Origin of the sequence: Agrobacterium tumefaciens (genome assembly GCA_025559845.1) — a bacterium.
GTDB lineage: Bacteria > Pseudomonadota > Alphaproteobacteria > Rhizobiales > Rhizobiaceae > Agrobacterium.
The window spans coordinates 197,815-215,638 of the sequence record CP048471.1; the positions used below are offsets into that span (position 1 = coordinate 197,815).

General features: G+C 55.9%; 9 protein-coding genes and 3 pseudogenes. 11 read left to right on the forward strand and 1 reads right to left on the reverse strand.

Annotation, left to right across the window (positions count from 1 at the left end):
* Positions 1–41 precede the first annotated feature (41 nt).
* Positions 42–2,951, reverse strand: a complete 2,910-nt coding sequence (locus FY156_28295; GenBank protein ID UXS05450.1) for a Tn3 family transposase — start codon at positions 2,949–2,951, stop codon at positions 42–44.
* Between the two features lie 410 nt (positions 2,952–3,361).
* On the opposite strand from FY156_28295, the gene FY156_28300 reads away from it, so the two are divergent.
* The 11 genes and pseudogenes from FY156_28300 to FY156_28350 all read left to right on the forward strand — a co-directional run bounded on the left by FY156_28300 (position 3,362) and on the right by FY156_28350 (position 17,689).
* The gene (locus FY156_28300; protein UXS05451.1) at positions 3,362–4,405 is read left to right on the forward strand and encodes a porin; all 1,044 of its coding nucleotides are present in this window, start codon (positions 3,362–3,364) and stop codon (positions 4,403–4,405) included.
* Positions 4,406–6,007: 1,602 nt separating this feature from the next.
* A pseudogene (locus FY156_28305) lies at positions 6,008–6,792 on the forward strand (ParB/RepB/Spo0J family partition protein).
* Between the two features lie 267 nt (positions 6,793–7,059).
* Positions 7,060–7,854, forward strand: a complete 795-nt coding sequence (locus FY156_28310) for a hypothetical protein (GenBank protein UXS05452.1) — start codon at positions 7,060–7,062, stop codon at positions 7,852–7,854.
* Between the two features lie 801 nt (positions 7,855–8,655).
* A pseudogene (locus FY156_28315) lies at positions 8,656–9,714 on the forward strand (ATP-dependent DNA ligase).
* A gap of 738 nt (positions 9,715–10,452) precedes the next feature.
* A pseudogene (locus FY156_28320) lies at positions 10,453–10,893 on the forward strand (DUF945 domain-containing protein).
* A 234-nt stretch (positions 10,894–11,127) separates the two neighbouring features.
* A complete protein-coding gene (locus FY156_28325; protein ID UXS05453.1) occupies positions 11,128–11,409 on the forward strand; it encodes a hypothetical protein in 282 nt (93 codons plus the stop codon).
* A 514-nt stretch (positions 11,410–11,923) separates the two neighbouring features.
* On the forward strand, positions 11,924–12,628 hold the full coding sequence (locus FY156_28330; GenBank protein ID UXS05454.1) for an IS6 family transposase: 705 nt from the start codon (positions 11,924–11,926) through the stop codon (positions 12,626–12,628).
* Between the two features lie 330 nt (positions 12,629–12,958).
* Positions 12,959–13,657 (forward strand): GntR family transcriptional regulator, encoded by a 699-nt coding sequence (locus FY156_28335; GenBank protein UXS05455.1) that lies wholly within the window; start codon positions 12,959–12,961, stop codon positions 13,655–13,657.
* Positions 13,658–13,844: 187 nt separating this feature from the next.
* Complete coding sequence (locus FY156_28340; protein UXS05456.1) at positions 13,845–14,555, forward strand: gluconate 2-dehydrogenase subunit 3 family protein; 711 nt, start codon at positions 13,845–13,847, stop codon at positions 14,553–14,555.
* Between the two features lie 8 nt (positions 14,556–14,563).
* Positions 14,564–16,339, forward strand: coding sequence for a GMC family oxidoreductase (locus FY156_28345; protein ID UXS05457.1), 1,776 nt, complete (start codon positions 14,564–14,566; stop codon positions 16,337–16,339).
* Between the two features lie 12 nt (positions 16,340–16,351).
* Positions 16,352–17,689, forward strand: coding sequence for a c-type cytochrome (locus FY156_28350; protein ID UXS05458.1), 1,338 nt, complete (start codon positions 16,352–16,354; stop codon positions 17,687–17,689).
* Positions 17,690–17,824: the final 135 nt, after the last annotated feature.

Here is a 17,824-nt window from a genome sequence, read left to right on the forward strand (position 1 = left end):
TTTGCGTCTGAGTTCTGCAACGTGAATTTTCGCGCCACTGTTCAAGCAGCGATTTTGCCGAAATCTATCCGGCTGTCCAGATCAAGATCGAACCTGCCATAGGGATTGACGTGTGCATAGATCAGTGGCGTGAGGCCGCGATAATCTTCCGGCATCATGCGGCCTTCCCATGCCGGTTCGGTCAGCACCGGTTGCAGCATGCGCGTGTTCACATAGACAAGCGATGCTTGTAGCAGATGCAGCGCCAGCGCCGAGATCTCCTGTTCGTCAATGCGGTTGCTCGCCATTTCGCCACCCTTCCCGAAGAAGACGAATCCGTTGGCACTGTTCCAGTTTTCGACAACGTTGAGACCTTCATGGATTTCCCGGCGGAAGGTTTCCTGCCGCAGATAACGGCATAGAAAGATCGTCTTGACCGCACGGTCGAGTTCGCTCAGCGCCTTGTAGGTCGGGTGCAACACTTCGGCCCGTGCGAAGCGGCGCAGGATCGCCTCCGGATCGGCCGTGCGTGCCTGCATGGCAGCGGCATATTTGACCATTTCGTCATATTGCTGCTCGACCTCCTCCCAATTGATCGGATTGGAAAGGATCGGAAGCAGGTTCGGCAATCTTGCCCGGAAGCCCGCGTCCGGCAGTGCAAGCTTCTGTCGGGCGATTGCCTTGAGGCGTGGGGCGAGTTCAAAGCCGAGCAAGCGGCAAAAGGCAAAACCAACGGCGCTCTGCCCATGGCTGTCGACATATTGCCGCTGTATTTCCAGATCGGTGCAATGTCGAAGATCGCCTTCGATCATCGATGCGACTTCCGATGACGAGCACCGTTTGAGCTGGGAACAGACACACGTCGCGCGTTTTTCGACATGCCAGTAGATCATCACGCCACGCCCGCCATAGCGGGCATGCCATTCGGTCATCAGGTTGCGGTCCCAGGCTCCGAACTTCGTGGAATCCGACGCGCACGCCGTTCCGGTATCACCCCAGACCGTCGCATTGCGAATTGCAAGCGTGGCATTGGCAACTCGAGCGCAGGCTTCTCGCAAAGCGCCCGCATGGATGAAGCGGCGGTGCACGTGCAGAAGCTCCTCATAGCTGGCGTCAGTAGTGGCCCCGGCGACCCGCTTCAGACCGGCATTGGTGCCAAGGCCATAGAGGCAAAGAAGCAATCTCTGATTCAGGACGGTCTTGGGCAGCGCGACGCGGGAGGCCGAGGTTTCGAAGGCGTCGAGCAGGCCGGTGTCGAGGGCTGTTTCTTTCAGAACATCAAGCAGGCCTGTCATCGGCAAGCGTTGGCCAATCTCAGTTTTGATAGCTGCCAGCCCCTTCGGTTCCGGCGCGGGCTTGAAAGGCGTGATCGAAATCCGGTTTTCCCCACGCCACAGGATACGCACCTTCTCGTTTCGCGGGATCGTTTCATTGAGCAGAAGCACCTCGTCCTCCAGCTCCTTGCGAACCAACGCCACGAACTCACGGGCATCCTGTGTCAGGTTTAACCGGGAATAGTAAGATGAGCGCCGAACCGCAAAATCGTTCGGCAGATCGTCATCTCGATTGCGATAGCGATTAGCACCAACTACCCAGATTTCCTTGGACCGGATGCATTCCCGTAATTGTGTCAGGACACAGAGTTCATGACTGATGCGGTTGACGCGGCCGTTTCCGTCGATGACCGAACTGCGCCACTTTGCCGGGATCACTCCCTCTATCGGCACATCCTGTTTCAGTGCGAACCGGCATCCATCGTCCAGCCTCGCCCTGATCCAGTCGAGGGCGGACAAGACCGGCCGCCAGACCGCGTTGTTCGACCGGAATTCCAGTACGGAAAGCAGGCTGGGCAACATCCGACGATAATGGTTGGCCCACGAATTGCGCATCACCGCATAAATGCGACGGTCGAGCGCGCCCCTGGCATTGCTTTCCTTGATGATCGCCGCCAGCTTTTCCTTACCGACAACCGGAAAGACGACATCGCAAATACGACCGTCAGGATCGTCAATCGATGCGGTGGCAATATCAACGAGCAGTCGTTCCTTGCCGTAGACCCGTTCGACATCCTTGGCGATGTCGCCCACTACCTTCCGTTTGGACCGGGTTCCGATTTTGTGGACCGTTTCAACGAGCAGTTCGACCATGGCATCGGTCATCGCTGTTTCCCGCGCCATCAAATAGACAGCATAAAGTGCAAGCTGGCGAGTCTCGGTGTGACGGCGCATCTCGGACGCCTTTTCGCCGGAAACACGACGAATGACCTGATCGACCCATGCCCGATTGATATTTGAAAGCGTATCCCGGGGAAGGTTCAGCTTCCGAATGAACGACAGCCGTCCGGTGACTTCCAGAATATTGTCCAGTGTTGCCCGACCCGCGTCGGCTTTCATCGCATTGAAGCCGGTCGGTCCATCTGCGTCGGCAAGGGAGCCTTCCATCAAGACGATGGTCTCGGCAGGCAGGGCGGCGCTCACCTCACAAAGCCAGCTATCCAGATATTCCTGGCGTTGCGAGCAGACCAGTCGCTCGAGTTCTTTGGCCGAAGGACCATAGATATTGCGATCCCGGCACCATATGAACACAGCCTCCAGCATGGCGCTGACAGATTGGCCGGATGGGCAGAGTTCATCCATAATCCAGAAAGACAAGACTTCCCGGTCCGTCCGCTTCATGCGGCAAAAACCGAGGTACTGCAAAATCTCGGCGCAATGCCGCCTAGCCGTTCGCCCACCGAAATCGTAACCGGACAGTTCATCGGCATGGACGCCGAGCTGTTCGGCCAGATAGTCGGCCGCATCATTTGGAATTGCCGCACTGCCATCGGCGAAAAAACCGCGAGCGCTGAAAAACTTCAACTGCGCGGCCAAGCCGAGCCTTGTTGCCGCCGGTTTGGAATTAATGAAATCTATGTCAGCGAAGCTCAGGCTCCATTGGCCGACAAAATCCGAACTCGCGATACCCGTACTCATCACCACGCTCCTTAAAATGGAGTGCAATGTCACGAGCAGGAACTTCCCACATCAATCCCGCAGGTTATGTTCCCACAACGTTCTTCGAGTTGGCCAAAATCACAGCTTCGGGCCGACTGGGCCAATCAACCGCATTTCCGGCCCCGCACTTCTTGGTTAATGCGAGAAACCGCTCCTTTTCAATGACTTAAGTAATTTTTAACAGGTGCGCTCGATTGGGCCGGAGTCGGGCATTTGTGTGACTAAATTGATACAGAATGAAATTAAGGCGTGAGATTACGTGGCGCAAATGCCTTCGAACCGTTGCGCCGACGTGCCGTGTTCTGCCATTTGTGATTCAGCGAGGCGCGGTTCAGGGAATTGTGATCGTGCCACGCGCTCAAAAAGCAAACTTTGACTGGAGGTCAATCATGAACATTAAGAGCCTTCTTATCGGCTCCGCTGCTGCTCTCGCAGCAGTATCTGGCGCACAGGCTGCCGACGCTATCGTTGCTGCTGAGCCTGAGCCCATGGAATACGTTCGCGTTTGCGACGCATTCGGCACTGGCTTCTTCTACATCCCTGGCACCGAAACCTGCCTGAAGTTCGGCGGTTACGTTCGTTTCCAGACCAACTTCGGTCGTGACGAGTTCAACTCGGGCCGTGGCACTTCTGATTGGGACGCCGTTACTCGCGCACAGTTCGAAGTTGACACCCGCACCGACACCGAGCTCGGCGCTCTGCGTGGCTTCATCGGCTTCCGCGGCAACGCTGACAACGGTTCTTCCACTTCGTCGGGCTTCCACGTTGACCAGGCATTCATCGAACTCGGCGGCCTGAAGGTCGGTAAGTTCTACAGCTGGTGGGACGACGGTCTCTCTGGTGAAGTTGACGAGCTGTCCTCGAACGCTCTGTTCAACTCCATCCGTTACAACTACGACGCTGGCGCGTTCACCGTTGGCCTGTCGGTTGACGAACTCGAAGACGCTGCAACCCTGTTCGAGCCGAACAACAACGTCGGTATCGCTGCTAACGTTGGCTTCAAGCTCGGCGCAATCTCCGCTGCCCTGCTCGGTGGTTACGACGTTGACAACGAAGAAGGCGCTATCCGTGGCATCTTCACCGCTGACGTAGGTCCTGGCACGCTCGGCCTGGCTGGCGTTTGGGCTTCTGGTTACAACGCTTACTACAACGAATCCGAATGGGCCGTTGCAGTTGAATACGCAATCAAGGCTACCGACAAGCTCACCATCACCCCCGGCTTCCAGTACTACGGTTCTGCTGAAGCTATCGACTTCGACCGCGACTTCGTTGGCGGCGACAAGTGGGTTGCTGGCGTTGCTACCAAGTACGAATTCACCAAGGGCCTCTACGGCATGGTTTCCGTCAACTACGAAGACACGTCTGACTTCGACGGTCCTCAGTTCGACGACAACCAGATCAAGGGTTTCGTACGTCTTCAGCGCACGTTCTAATCTGATCTGACATTCGTCAGTGACTAGAAACCCCGGCAGTTTTGCCGGGGTTTTTTTATGTCATGCGCAAACTCAAGTGTCCGTGAACAGAAAAGCCGAAATTCCGTTAGGCCATTGATACGGCGTTAGTTTTTCGATCCGAACATTTGAAAAAATTGCAAGAAAATAAGTTGCCCAATCGATTTTCCTTTAGACAACGCGCAAATTTTTGGGTAAGTTCGTACGTGAGTTGGAAAGCTCTGATCCACCCCGTTCTCGGACGGGATGAGTTACTGACTTCAGTCAAAGTTATAAACTCCTCGGTCTTCCCTGGCCGGGGAGTTTTGCTTTTCAGGTTACCTCGCGCTCAAGGAAACACGAGCTGCAGCCGTCTGGGCATCTCGTTATCTATTCAGATAAACCGGTTCGCCGTTGATGATTGCCCGAGGGTAAACTTTCCCGTTCGGGCTTGGTCCATTCCGGCCAGCTGGCGGCAGATCTCGGGGAATGTTGCGCCTCACCCGCTCTTCGCGGTTTCGGTCCCATCGACGGTCATCACGATATCGGCGATCGTCCCGGTAGCGACGGTCGTAATATCGATCGTAGCGATCTCGGTCATATGACCGGTACTGCACGCTTGACGCGTAGTAACCGCCCGATCGATAGCCGCTATCATCGACGCATCCAGAGAGGATGCCGACCGACAACACGCATATTGCTGCTGTGAAAAATTTCATGATTTCAACTCCCAAAGATCGATTTTAACGCTCGCGAAGCATTCACAGTTCCATATTGGAAAATTGCAGCTTGGTAGCTTAACCAGGCCTGAACGGAACGAGCGGAAGGCTCGTTGAAATTCAAGGGTGGGGGAAACGAATGGTAGTGAGTAAGGTAAAAATGGGTACGTCGCTCAAGCGCCCAGAAGGGTGAATTACGAAGTCGACGGGATAAAGCTGACTGGCGTGTTTGTACAGCACACAATCTACAGGCCGCCCGTTCAGCATACGGTTGAGTTGCACTATCCAGGGGCCGGGTTAGAGATTGGGATGTTCCACTTACCGAGTGGTCCTGGTTTTCTTCGGGATATTGCGAAGGCAATTGTAAAAGTGGCCGACGATATCGACGCTTACAAAAAAAACACGAGCCGACGATATTCAACTAGGACCATCGCACTGCGACCGTGCTCTATGGCTTCGCCACGGAGCCGCGCCTCTCGGCCCGTCTCCGCCGTTCCGGTTACGATCACTTGTCCTGAAGGATAAAGTGACCGCGCACGCGGTCTCATTCGCAATGAGCATACGCTTCGCTTGATGCCATTCTCTGCTGTTTGATTTCCCGCTCTACGATAGTCCGCAGGTCTCGCCAATGGGCAAGCAGGCTATCGCCTGTCCGTCTGTCAGAAAAACGGCTTTCACCGCCAGGGCGGCGAACCTTCCGTTTTTCAGCCAGCCGGACCCATGACTAGCCCCGCGCACCAACGGGGAGCGGGCTTCGCCCTTCCCCCCTTCGTTCCGGTGGATGTGAGGGCACATCCACCGGAACGAAGGGTGAAAGGCTTCGCCCACTGCGGGGCTTGCTTCTCGGATTTCGGGAACCGTTGGAGAACACATTATGACCGCTCAAATCGCAGCTACCGTTAAAGTCGCCGTATCGAAGCTTGCTATCGACCCTTTGAATGCCCGTAAAACGTTCAACGCTGCCAAGCTGGCCGAGTTGGCGGAGAACATCGCGCATGAAGGTGTCCTGCAGAACATTGTTGTGCTTCCTGCAGATAAGAAGGGTCACTACTTCATTACGGCGGGAAGCCGTCGTTTCCGGGCCGTAAATCTCCTGATCGAAGCCGGTCGCCTGCCGAACACCTTTGAGTTCGATTGCATGGTGAAGCAGATCGATGAGGCCGGAGCGATTGCCCTCTCTATTGCTGAAAACGTCATGCGCGACGATATGGACCCGATTGAACAGTATCACGCTTTTGCGCACCTTGCCGACGCTGGCTTGCCCATTGCGGATATAGCGGCGCGTTTCTCTACGACAGAAATCATCGTTCAGCGCCGGTTGAAGCTTTCCAAAGTCCACCCCGATCTCCACGCGGAGTTTTCCGCTGGAAAAATGATTTCGAACAGCTCTCTGCCTTCACGATCACCGATGACCAAGAAGCGCAAAAATATGTCTGGGAGACACTGCCCTATTACAATCGTTCTGCGTCGCAGATTAAAGGCGCGCTCGTGACGGATGGTATTTCCGCTACAGACAAACGACTGGTCTTCATCGGTGGACTGACGGCATATGAGCAAGCGGGTGGCGCTGTAACGCGTGACCTTTTGCCGCCGATGGTGGATTTGCAAACGATCCGGCGCTTGTCGAAAGTCTTGTCGCTCAAAAACTGGAAGAAACCATTTCCGCACTGAAAGCGGAAGGATGGGCTTGGATCGAAAACCTGACTGAATGGTCTTATCCATCTGTCGCGGAGTTTGATCGGCACTATTCGGAGGCGGTAGCGCTTTCAGAAGATGAGCAGGCTCAGCATGACGCGCTCACCAGTGAACACGACGAGCTGTCCGCGCAGATTGAAGAGGGGGTTGCGCCCGACAATGCCGAAGACCGACTGGCGGCTATCACCGAACGCCTCAATGCGTTGGAGAGAGAAGCCTACGATCCGGAGGTCATTGCGAAAGGTGGCGTTTTCATCGCTCTCAGCTACAACGGCCAACGAGGACAAGGCCGCGAAACTTTCCGCTCCATTTGTCGACGACCTTACAGCGCAGAAGACCGCCGCGCTCCGTTCGGAACTGGCGAACAACCGTGATGTTGCACTCGTTGCCGTTGTCCACTCGATGTTGCTTTCGGCGTTTTATCGCTATGCAACCGATCATTCTTGCCTTGAGATTTCGACCAAGAGTTTTGGCCTCGAAGGCAGCTTGAAAGAACCGCAGAACTCCAAGGCGCTTGCGGAGCTGGATGTAGCCCTCGAAGATATCAAGAGCCGCCTTCCTACAAATCCGGACGCCCTTTGGGACTGGTGCATGGATTTGAAGCCGAACGCATTGCTTGAGCTTCTGGCCTTTGTAGCCGCTGCCACGGTCAATGTTGTCGAAGGCAAGTCAACCTATCGTAACGCCAAGCACTTCAACCATTCCAAGCAACTGGCCGCAGCACTTGGAACCGACATGCGCAATCATTTCGAACCGACCGTCGATAACTGCTTTGCCCACATGAACCTCGCAACCATTCAGGCGTCAGTGGCCGAGGCGAAGGGCGAAGAGTTCGCCAAGGGCATCATCGACATGAAAAAGAGCGAGGCGGCGGCATTCGCTGCCAAGGCCATCAAAGGCACAGGTTGGCTCCCTGCACCTCTCGTATTCGAGGTCTCGTCCGAAAAGCGGGGCGATGTAGAGGTCTTCGAGACTGAGGCGACCGCTGAGATAACTGAGTCCGCAGATATCATCCAGTTCCCCGAAGCGGCTGCTTAATGCTGTCGCACCGGTCGCAGTCTCCTCCCGGCTGCGACCGGTTTCCCGTCTTTTGACAAGATCGATTGACGATCAATACCAAGAGGATAATCATGAAATCGTTCGGCGCGGTCTGCTGCAATAGACCGTGCCGAATTCATCTATTGCAAGATCACGATGATGATCTGCAGGACGATGACGATGGCCTGCTTCCAGGTCCACGGGTTACTTGGGCACATTTTCAACTCCTGTCCCATGTTGAGCCTGCTCAGGCGACTATAATCGACCGCAATTGCTTGCGATTGCCTGGAGCTAGAACGAAGGGGAACGTCTTTGACATCCCCTTCCTTTGCATAATCCGCGAATGATTGAGTTCACCAATTCAGGACAGCCTGATCAGAAGATGGGTGATGACAACGCTGGTAATGAAAACCAGAGTTGCGAGGGAGAGGACGAGAGCGGCAAACGACAGGCTCGACAGGCGCTCCATCCATGATTTGCGCTTCAAGTCTTCGGCTAAGACCTTTAGTTTTGGGCTTGGGTCGCCCCATTTTCCAGCCCCACCCTTTTTGTAAGGAGGCACATTACCGCTATGCCAAAAGCTGTATCTTCGGCGATGGGTAATGATGCTTTCACGGACAGGTTTGCTTTGGCAGCATGGACCGCCCTTTCCCAAGTGGAGTAACCAGACAGCCTAGCAAACGTGTCGGCCCACTCTCGCTCGTTTTCCCGCAATTTGGTCAAGCGGTCACACTCCCTTTGCTCCCCAAGAAGTATGAACGATGGAAAGGAGTTGTAAAAGCTTCATGCTATGATGGGCGTATGAAGAAGCCCAAAACCGCACAGCCTCTTCTGAGGCATGATGAACCGCTGCGCTCAAAGGTACGGCGCAAGCGCGATCCTGCGCAGCCGAACCTTCATCTTGACCCGATGCTAGCGCGGATCGAGCCATCGCTTGCCCTGCTCAAATCAAAACCGCCCAAGGGCGATGAGTGGGATTTTGAGGTGAAATGGGACGGCTACCGGATCGCCGTTCACATCGAGAACGCCGGCATCCGTATCCTCACCAAGAACGGTCACGACTGGACACATCGGTTTCCAAGGCTGCGGCCGAGAAGCTGCCGATCGCCAGCGCCATCATCGATGGCGAGGCTGTTGTCCTTGATGAACAGGGTCGATCTGATTTCGGTCTTTTGCAAAAATCCCTTGGTGGGGCTTCAGGAAAGGCAAAATCGTCTGACGCCATTTTCGTTGCCTTCGACCTGCTCTATTTCGACGGCCACGATCTACGGAATGTTGAGCTAACCTCACGCAGACACATACTCGAGGATCTTATTCCCCCCGAAACACCTGGCATCATGTTCTCCGAGACCATCGAAGCGGAAGGCGATGCGCTGCTCGCATCCGCCTGCAATTTTGGTCTTGAGGGGATTATCGCGAAACATCGCGACAGCCCCTACCGATCTGGACGACATGGCGACTGGCTCAAAATCAAATGCATCAAAAGCGAAAGCTTCTTTGTCGTCGGCTACGAACCCGCTTCCAGCGGGTATGGAGGGATCGGAGCGCTTTTACTAGCTGCTTACAAAGGCGAGGAGCTTTTATGTTGGGTCAGTTGGAACCGGTTTTAAGCAAAAACAGGCGCTCGATCTGCGCAAAATGTTGAAGCGGTTGGAAACAAAGCGAGCGCCGCTGCTTTACACGGCTACGCGGACAAGCGTTGTATGGGCTGAACCCACCATCATTGCAGAGATCAATTTTCGAGGGTGGACGACTGCCGGTAAGTTGCGTCAGGCCTCGTTCAAGGGTATCCGAGAAATCCAGGACAACGCAGACGTATTCCGTGTAGACCATTTGTCGCCGGACGATCTAGCGGGCTAACGGACCGATAAAGCCGAAAGCTATTGCCCCAACAAAACCAACAACAATTACGTTAAGAAGAACCAGCGCGACGACGAGAATGGTTTCGGTGCTCATCCCCGTTCCTCTCTCTGCTGTGATGGTTTCCAACGTCGAGGCCGAACTCTTCCAGCGCGATTGAACGCATTATTTCGAATACGGGTCGTTCGACGTCTTCTTCATCTGTCATGTTTGGGACAGCATCAATCGACTTCGCGATAGTCAAATCTATCAGTTTACGCTGGATCTCGGGTGACGATGAAAACAGGGAAGCCCAATCTTCGAGTGGGTCCTGAAACGGCGGAACGTCAATTTCTGATGGGTTAGACATGAAGCGCAGCCCCCTCCATTTAGCAGGCGGGAGCACATACTAACCCTCAGTTGCCACCGCCTACACAATCGATTGGTGCCAATGATTGTTGTGTACCACTTTCTAACACGAATGGGAATTGTGCGTTAACACCGACGACTTGTGAGAGTAAGTGGCCATCGCTTCGCGACCGCGCTCTATGGCTGCGCCACGGCGGCCGTCTCCGCCGTTCCGGTGACGATCACTTGTCCTGAAAGGATAAAGTGACCGCGCAAGCGGTCTCATTCGCAATGAGCATACGCTCCGCTCAATGCCCTTTTCCATGACTAGCCCCGCCCACCAACGGGGAGCGGGCTTCGCCCACTGCGGGGCTTGCTTCTCGGATTTCGGGAACCGTTGGAGAGTTTATCATGTCCGTTTACACAAGCACTGCACGTTTCGACACAGGCCGCGCCTTGACCGAGGACGAAATGCGCGTGATCGCGCCGTCTATATTTGCAACGTGAGCACATGAAAGCCGCTCCGAACGTTTTCAGCCAATCCCGACAATTGAGATCCTGCGGGCGTTGACCACTGAAGGCTTCGTACCGGTTGGCGCAAAGCAATCTGCCACCCGTACTGAAGGCAAGGCAGACTTCACAAAGCACCTTATCCGCCTTCGCCGCGTCGATGACGGCAAAAACTACCATGTCCGCGATACTGTTTGCGAAATCCTCCTGAAGAACGCCAACGACGGCACCAGCGCCTATGAATTGATGGCCGGATTGTTCCGCATCCGTTGCCTCAACTCGCTTGTCACGCAGACCGGCACGATTGAAGAGACCAAAGTCCGCCATTCTGGCGACGTACAGAGCAACATCAGGCCCTTGCGCCGCGAAGTTTTTCGCTTAGGTGAGAGGCAGTGGAACTGCAGGAGATACGGCGGGACCACCGGCCGGGTTTACGAGGAACCCGGCCACCTTCGAAGGGCTCCCCTAAGGCCCCGCCCCTCGAACTCCCCACCCGCCCGCTTTGTTGAATATCCATAATGTTCAGTTTGCATGATGACCGCTATATGATGCATCGATTCACGGGAGGGCAGCTGAATGGAATTTGAGCTTTGGGCATATCAGATCACGCCAGGTTCTGACGAAAGCCTCTATTTCGCAGATACGGAAGAAGCATGCCGGCAAGCCGCCTTGGACCAACGTGCTGAGGTCAAGCGCCTCGAGGCCGACGACCAACCAGAAATGACGGCTATGGCACTTTACCGCTATAATTTTCGTGCGCTGACGGCAGCGGAAATGGTTGGAGTTCTGAACGGCGAGCTCACCATCATCGAAGCTTGCGCCCTGGACCGCAAACTCATCGGCCTGGTGGTCGACTAGTTCTGTCAGAGAGCATCTGAATTTCATTGATCATCGTTTTCTCTCCATGCCCTTGGTTTGAGCCGGAGAGAACGCGCTCACCATAGCGCCGAAGTGACGGCGGAGGCTCCGGCCGCGACCGCGGCCGAACTGAGGGGGCGGGGCATAGCCCCGCTCGCGACGCGAATTTCTTGTAGACTGGGGAGAAGCGCGCTACGAGTGCGCTGCGAAGGAACGAAAGCGTCCCCCGAAAGTAGCAATCTTACACAAACTGCTCCCAGTTTTCTTTCCTTCGCACCATTTCAGCATCAAAGTTGACGACGTCGCGGGCAAAAGTAGCGGCCAAGGATGAAGCTTCTTTCCGCGTGGGGGCTTCATCAGGGTTTTTCGAAATCCCGGTCTATCACTCTGAAGTCGTCGCCGGCTTCCTGATCTAGTGTTTTGAGTTGTTTCCTGATCCAGCCGAAGCACAAAGTGATGTTGTCGGTGATGTCACGTTGTCGTGGGCTTAATGGTTGCAAGATAATCGGTCGGTATGACCACGCCGACCGTCAGCTATAAGAACCATCGTTTTCCACCGTCGATCATCGCCCATGCTGTTTGGCTCTATTTCAGGTTTCCGTTGAGCCTTCGCCTGGTCGAGGAGATGCTGCAGGAACGCGGTATCATTGTCTCGTACGAAACGATCCGGCGATGGGGTCGAAAATTCGGACCGACTTACGCGAAGCACCTCCGTCGCAGGCGCCCTTCGCGTGAGGATGTCTGGCATCTGGACGAGGTGGTGATTTCCATCGCCGGCCGAAAGCATTGGCTTTGGCGTGCCGTGGATCAGAACGGCTACATTCTCGACGAGATCGTCCAAAGCCGACGCGATACCAAGGCTGCCAGGCGATTGCTGATCAGACTGCTGAAGAAACAAGGCCAACCACCCAAGCGGATCATTACCGACAAACTCCGCTCTTATGGTGCGGCAAGGCGGGAAGTCATGCCAGCGGTCGAGCACCGCTCCCACAAAGGTCTCAACAATCGCGCAGAAGATTCTCATCTGCCACTGCGAAAACGCGAACGCCAGATGCAAGGGTTCCGATCAGTCGGGGGGTTGCAGCGTTTCATATCCGTTTTCTCCGCCGTCCGAAATCTCTTCGTCGCACCGCATCGGAAACGCTCAGCCCTTGCCATCCACATCCATCGTGTCCGCGCCCTGGCCCATTGGAAAGCCGCGACCGGCACGCTGGCTTGATTTCACAGAGCCACGCCCTCTTCGGTCATTGATGAAACAACGTGACATCGCCGTGTCGTAAGCTGCCGCGCAGCCCCATTGTTAATGACTTCTCGTATCCAAGTGCTTACTCAGTCGTACTAACTGCCAGAAAAATCGAGGATGCGACTAACCGCGGAGACGAGCACAGCCTCTGTTAGTCCGAACGAGAGCTAGCTGGCAGCATTTTCCGGAAATCCCAAAGGCTGGTTAGTCGCACTCTGACAAACGCCGCCATCGCATGTGGCAATTGTTTACTCCCGCGATATCCTGCTACATGCAGAAGAGCTTAGGATTCATCGGGTAATCGGCATGTCGGAAACTAGCCACGTAGCGGGGAAGATTCGTTCCCGGGTCACACTTCATCAGGAGGTAGTGGCGGCCATCAGAGAGATGATTGTCGATGGACAGCTCGAACCAGGCCAGAAAGTGCCTGAAGCAAGCCTTTGTGAAACATTGCAGGTTTCAAGGACGCCCCTTCGCGAGGCGCTGAAGGTATTGGCGGCCGAGGGGATGCTCGAGCTTCTTCCGCAGAGAGGCGCACGGGTTGCGACCGTAACGGAACAGGAAGTCGAGGAACTTTTCCCCATTCTCGCAAGTATGGAAGCGCTCGCGGCCGAGCTCGCATGCGTATCAATGACGGATGGCCAATTCGCCGAGATCGAAGCGCTTCATCACGAGATGATCTCAGCATACCAAAAACGCGACCGACAGGAATACGCCCGCCTGAACCGGGCGATCCATTTCTCGATATTCCGGGCGGCAGGCAATGCATCCTTGCTGGCCCTTTATCAGACTTTGGAACTGAAAATCCGCAACATTCGGCACACTGCCAGAAAGAACTCGAGGAACTGGCAGACTGCTATCGACGATCACGAGAAGATACTAGAATCGTTGCAGAAACGGGACGTGCGGCTCGCGTCCGCGGTAATGAGACAGCATATCATGAACACGGCACGTTCTGTCCAAGCCTCTCTCAAAGAACTTCCTGAGCTTTCTTCAGCTTCCTGACACATAATCGAACATATCTTCTTCGGGGCACTGACAGAGCTCAAGAAAGCTAGAAATCAAAAAATGAATTCATTATTCATTTTTTGATTGACCTCGGCTTTCAGAAATTGGAGGTGTGGCGCGATGAAGCAGAGCCAAGATGTCGCACCCGCGCGACCTCCGGCTTAGCAAAGAGGAGCACCACAGCATGGGTACGAAGAGACCCGATACCCCCAGCCCATCCCGCCGATCACTCTTGAAAGGCTTTTCCCTTCTCCCACTCTCGGCAGCGCCGCTGGCAGCCGGCACAGCCGTTGCACAAGCGCAGGGCACGGATGAAGGCTACCGACCCACTTTCTTCAATCCGGCCGAATGGGCTTTTCTGATCGCCGCCTGCGATCGTCTTATCCCGCATGACGAGGTAGGACCGGGCGCGGTCGAGCTTGGTGTTCCGGAATTCCTGGATCGCCACATGCAAACGCCCTATGCCAACGGCTCTATCTGGTACATGCAAGGCCCGTTCCTTGAGGCATCAACTGAGTTCGGTTATCAGGGACGCCTTCCGCTGCGCGACATCATCCGCGTCGGCATCAGGGAGACAGATGAGCACTGTCGCACCAATCTTGGCGGAAAATCTTTCGCCGAACTCGCGCAGGCCGAGCAGGAAACACTGCTCAAGGCACTGGAAAAGGGCGAGGTCAAGTTTGAGGCCATCTCTTCAAAAACCTTCTTCAGCTACCTGCTGAACGAAGTCCGCTACGGCTATTTCGCCGACCCGTCGCATGGCGGCAACAAGGGCATGGGGTCCTGGAAGATGATCGGTTACCCGGGCATGCGGGCAGACTATCTCGACTGGGTCGAAGTACGCGAAAAACCCTATCCCATCGGACCCGTTGATCTCGCCGGACGCAGAGGCTGAACACCATCATGGCAATTGTAAAAAATGAAGTCGATGCCGTCATCGTCGGCATGGGCTGGACCGGCGCGATCCTGGCCAAGGAACTCACTGAAGCAGGCATGAGCGTCGTGGCGCTCGAGCGCGGCGGCGACCGCGATACCCAGCCGGATTTCGCCTATCCCCGCGTCGTCGATGAACTGGAAGGTTCCGTTCATCGCCGCTACCTCCAGAGCCTGTCGCAGGAAACCGTCACGATCCGTCACGGCATTTCCGACACGGCAGTACCGATGCGCCAGATGGGTTCGTTCAAGCCCGGAACAGGCGTCGGCGGTGCCGGCTCGCACTGGTCGGGCTGTCAGTTCCGGGCACTTCCCGAGGACCTATATCTCCGCTCCAACATCGAGCAGCGTTACGGCAAGGATTTCATCCCTGAAGGCATGACGATCCAGGATTTTCCAGTCACCTATGAAGAACTGGAAGAGCATTTCGACAAGTTCGAATATGTCTGTGGCACATCCGGCAAGGCAGGCGTTCTCAACGGCCAGCGCATCGAAGGCGGCAACCCGTTCGAGGGTTCCCGTTCGCGCGAATTCCCGCTTGGGCCGATGAAGAACTATCTCGGTGCTGAGATGTTCTACAAGGCGGCGGCCGAATCCGGCTATCATGCCTATCCGATCCCGTCGGCAAACACCTCGGCTTCCTACGTCAACCCTTACGGTTGTCAGATGGGACCCTGCAATTTCTGCGGCTTCTGTTCCGACTACGGCTGTCTGAACTATTCCAAATCCAGCCCGAACACCAACATCCTGCCCGCGCTGCGCAAGGACAAGAATTTCGAACTGCGCGTCAACGCCCAGGTCCTCAAGGTGAACCTTGACAGCACCCGCAAGAAGGCTACGGGCGTCACCTATCTCGATGCCAATGGCACCGAATGCGAACAGCCTGCATCGATTGTGCTGCTCTGTGCCTTCCAGCTCTACAACGTCCACCTGATGCTGGTATCGGGCATCGGCACGCCTTACGATCCTGTCACGGGCAAGGGCACGGTCGGCAGGAACTACTCGTACCAGAACCTCAACCGCATCAACCTGTTCTTCGACAAGGACGTGCAGGCAAACGCGTTCATCGGCACGGGCGGCGGCGGCGCGGTCTTCGACGACCTCAACGGCAACCAGCTCGACAATGCCGCGGCCGGCTTCATCGGTGGCGGCGTCATCTGGGCGCGTCAGCCGGGCAATGGACCGGTGCGCGGCATTCCCACGCCTCCGGGCACACCGCAATGGGGCACACAGTGGAAGCAGGCCGTCACGGATTCCTTCCGTCACAATTTCTACTACGAGGTCCAGGGCTCCTGCATGTCCTACCAGGACAGCTATCTCGATCTCGACCCCAACTACAAGGATGCCTTCGGCCGTCCGGCACTGCGCATGACCTTCAACTGGCATGACAACGAGATCAAGGGATCGCAGTTCCTGGTCGAAAAGGGCTTTGAAATGGTCAAGGCGCTCAACCCGAAGGCCGTCGCCGGTGACGCGAAAAAGCCGGGTGCGAAGTACAACGCGACGGCCTACCAGAGCACACATACCTGCGGCGGAGCCATCATGGGCAGCAATCCTGCCGATTCAGCTCTTAACCGCTACCTGCAGTCCTGGGACGTGCCGAACGTCTTCGTACCGGGCGCCAACGCTTTCCCGCAGAACAATGGCTACAACCCGACGGGCATGGTCGGTGCGCTTGCCTATTGGGCTGCCAAGGCGATCACAGAAAAATACATCAAGAGCCCTGGCGCTCTGATCGACGCATAAGGGGAACGATAGATGAAAAAGATCCTTCTTTCCCTCGTCGGCTTCGGTGCGGTTGTCGGTGCCGGCATCCTTGGTTTCGCCTATTGGCCGACTTCGACGCGCGACATCGTCGCCATGCCCGACCTCAACGATGCCCAGACGATCGAGCGCGGCCGATATGTCGCGACCGCCTCCGATTGCGTCGCCTGCCACACGACCAAGGACAGCAAGCCATTTGTCGGCGGAGTGCCGTTCCACACGCCGATCGGCACGGTGTTTTCAACCAACATCACACCCGATCCGAAGACAGGCATCGGCGAGTACACGCTCGCAGACTTCGACCGGGCTGTGCGCCACGGTATCCGTAAGGATGGCGTTTCAGTCTTTCCGGCAATGCCATACCCATCCTACGCCTACCTGACGGACCAGGACGTGGCCGACATGTATGCCTACTTCATGAAGGGCGTGGAGCCGGTCGAGCACGCCAACCTCGACAACGACATCCCCTTCCCGCTGTCGATGCGTTTTCCGCTTGCGATCTGGCGCAAGGCGTTTGGTGCGGATCCGGATGCCGTGGTATTCGACACCAAGCGATATCCGAACGAGGAGATCGCCCGCGGTGCGTATCTCGTGCAGGGTCCGGGACATTGCGGCGCATGCCACACGCCGCGCACCGCGACGATGGCCGAAAAGGGTCTCGATGAAAAATCCCCGGACTACCTTGCAGGTGGGCAGGTCATTGACGGCTGGTTCGCAATCAACCTGCGCGGTAACAATGCCGAGGGTCTCGGTCGCTGGAGCAAGGAAGACATCGTCGAAACCCTGTCCGGCAGCCGTAATGCACACTTCGGCGTCGTCGGAGCACCGATGAACGAGGTTGTAACGCACAGCATGCAGAAGATGACGCCGTCTGACCTGCAGGCCATCGCCAGTTACCTCAAGACGCTCCCTGCGAGCGCCGGAGAGAAGGCAACCTATGCGGAAAAGCAGGAAACCGTCTTCGACAAGTCGGGACGCGGCGCCGAGATCTACATGGACAGCTGCAACGCCTGCCATCTGAGCAACGGTCGTGGTAGCATAAATGCCGTCCCGGCCCTTGCTGGAAACCCGACTGTTCTCGCACCGCATGCTGTATCGACCATCCGTGTCGTGCTCGATGGCGCAGTGCTCACATCGACGGACAGGCGGCCTGCCGATCTCGGCATGCCCGGCTTTGCGTGGCGCTACTCAGATCAAGAGGTCGCTGAACTTGTTACATTCCTGCGCTCCACATGGGGTAATGGGGCGAGCGCCGTGACTTCAGAGCAGGTCAAAACAGTACGCGCAGCCCTTGCAAAGGAGAAACAGTCAAAAGCTCCTGCCAAGCATTAAGTCGCGGGTCGCTCGATCACAGGGTCGGGCGACCCGCAAATCGCGCTGCAGAGATGACTTGCTATTGAACTAACCGAACCTGTGACCAGTGGCTTACAATCCGCAAATAAATGAAAATTCCGACTTTTCACCTCC

What these genes read in the sequence shown, in the direction of transcription:
- FY156_28295 (UXS05450.1), bottom strand. Translation starts at nt 2,951, where the DNA reads ATGAGTACGGGTATCGCGAGTTCGGATTTTGTCGGCCAATGGAGCCTG.
- FY156_28300 (UXS05451.1), top strand. Translation starts at nt 3,362, where the DNA reads ATGAACATTAAGAGCCTTCTTATCGGCTCCGCTGCTGCTCTCGCAGCA.
- FY156_28325 (UXS05453.1), top strand. Translation starts at nt 11,128, where the DNA reads ATGGAATTTGAGCTTTGGGCATATCAGATCACGCCAGGTTCTGACGAA.
- FY156_28330 (UXS05454.1), top strand. Translation starts at nt 11,924, where the DNA reads ATGACCACGCCGACCGTCAGCTATAAGAACCATCGTTTTCCACCGTCG.
- FY156_28335 (UXS05455.1), top strand. Translation starts at nt 12,959, where the DNA reads ATGTCGGAAACTAGCCACGTAGCGGGGAAGATTCGTTCCCGGGTCACA.
- FY156_28340 (UXS05456.1), top strand. Translation starts at nt 13,845, where the DNA reads ATGGGTACGAAGAGACCCGATACCCCCAGCCCATCCCGCCGATCACTC.
- FY156_28345 (UXS05457.1), top strand. Translation starts at nt 14,564, where the DNA reads ATGGCAATTGTAAAAAATGAAGTCGATGCCGTCATCGTCGGCATGGGC.
- FY156_28350 (UXS05458.1), top strand. Translation starts at nt 16,352, where the DNA reads ATGAAAAAGATCCTTCTTTCCCTCGTCGGCTTCGGTGCGGTTGTCGGT.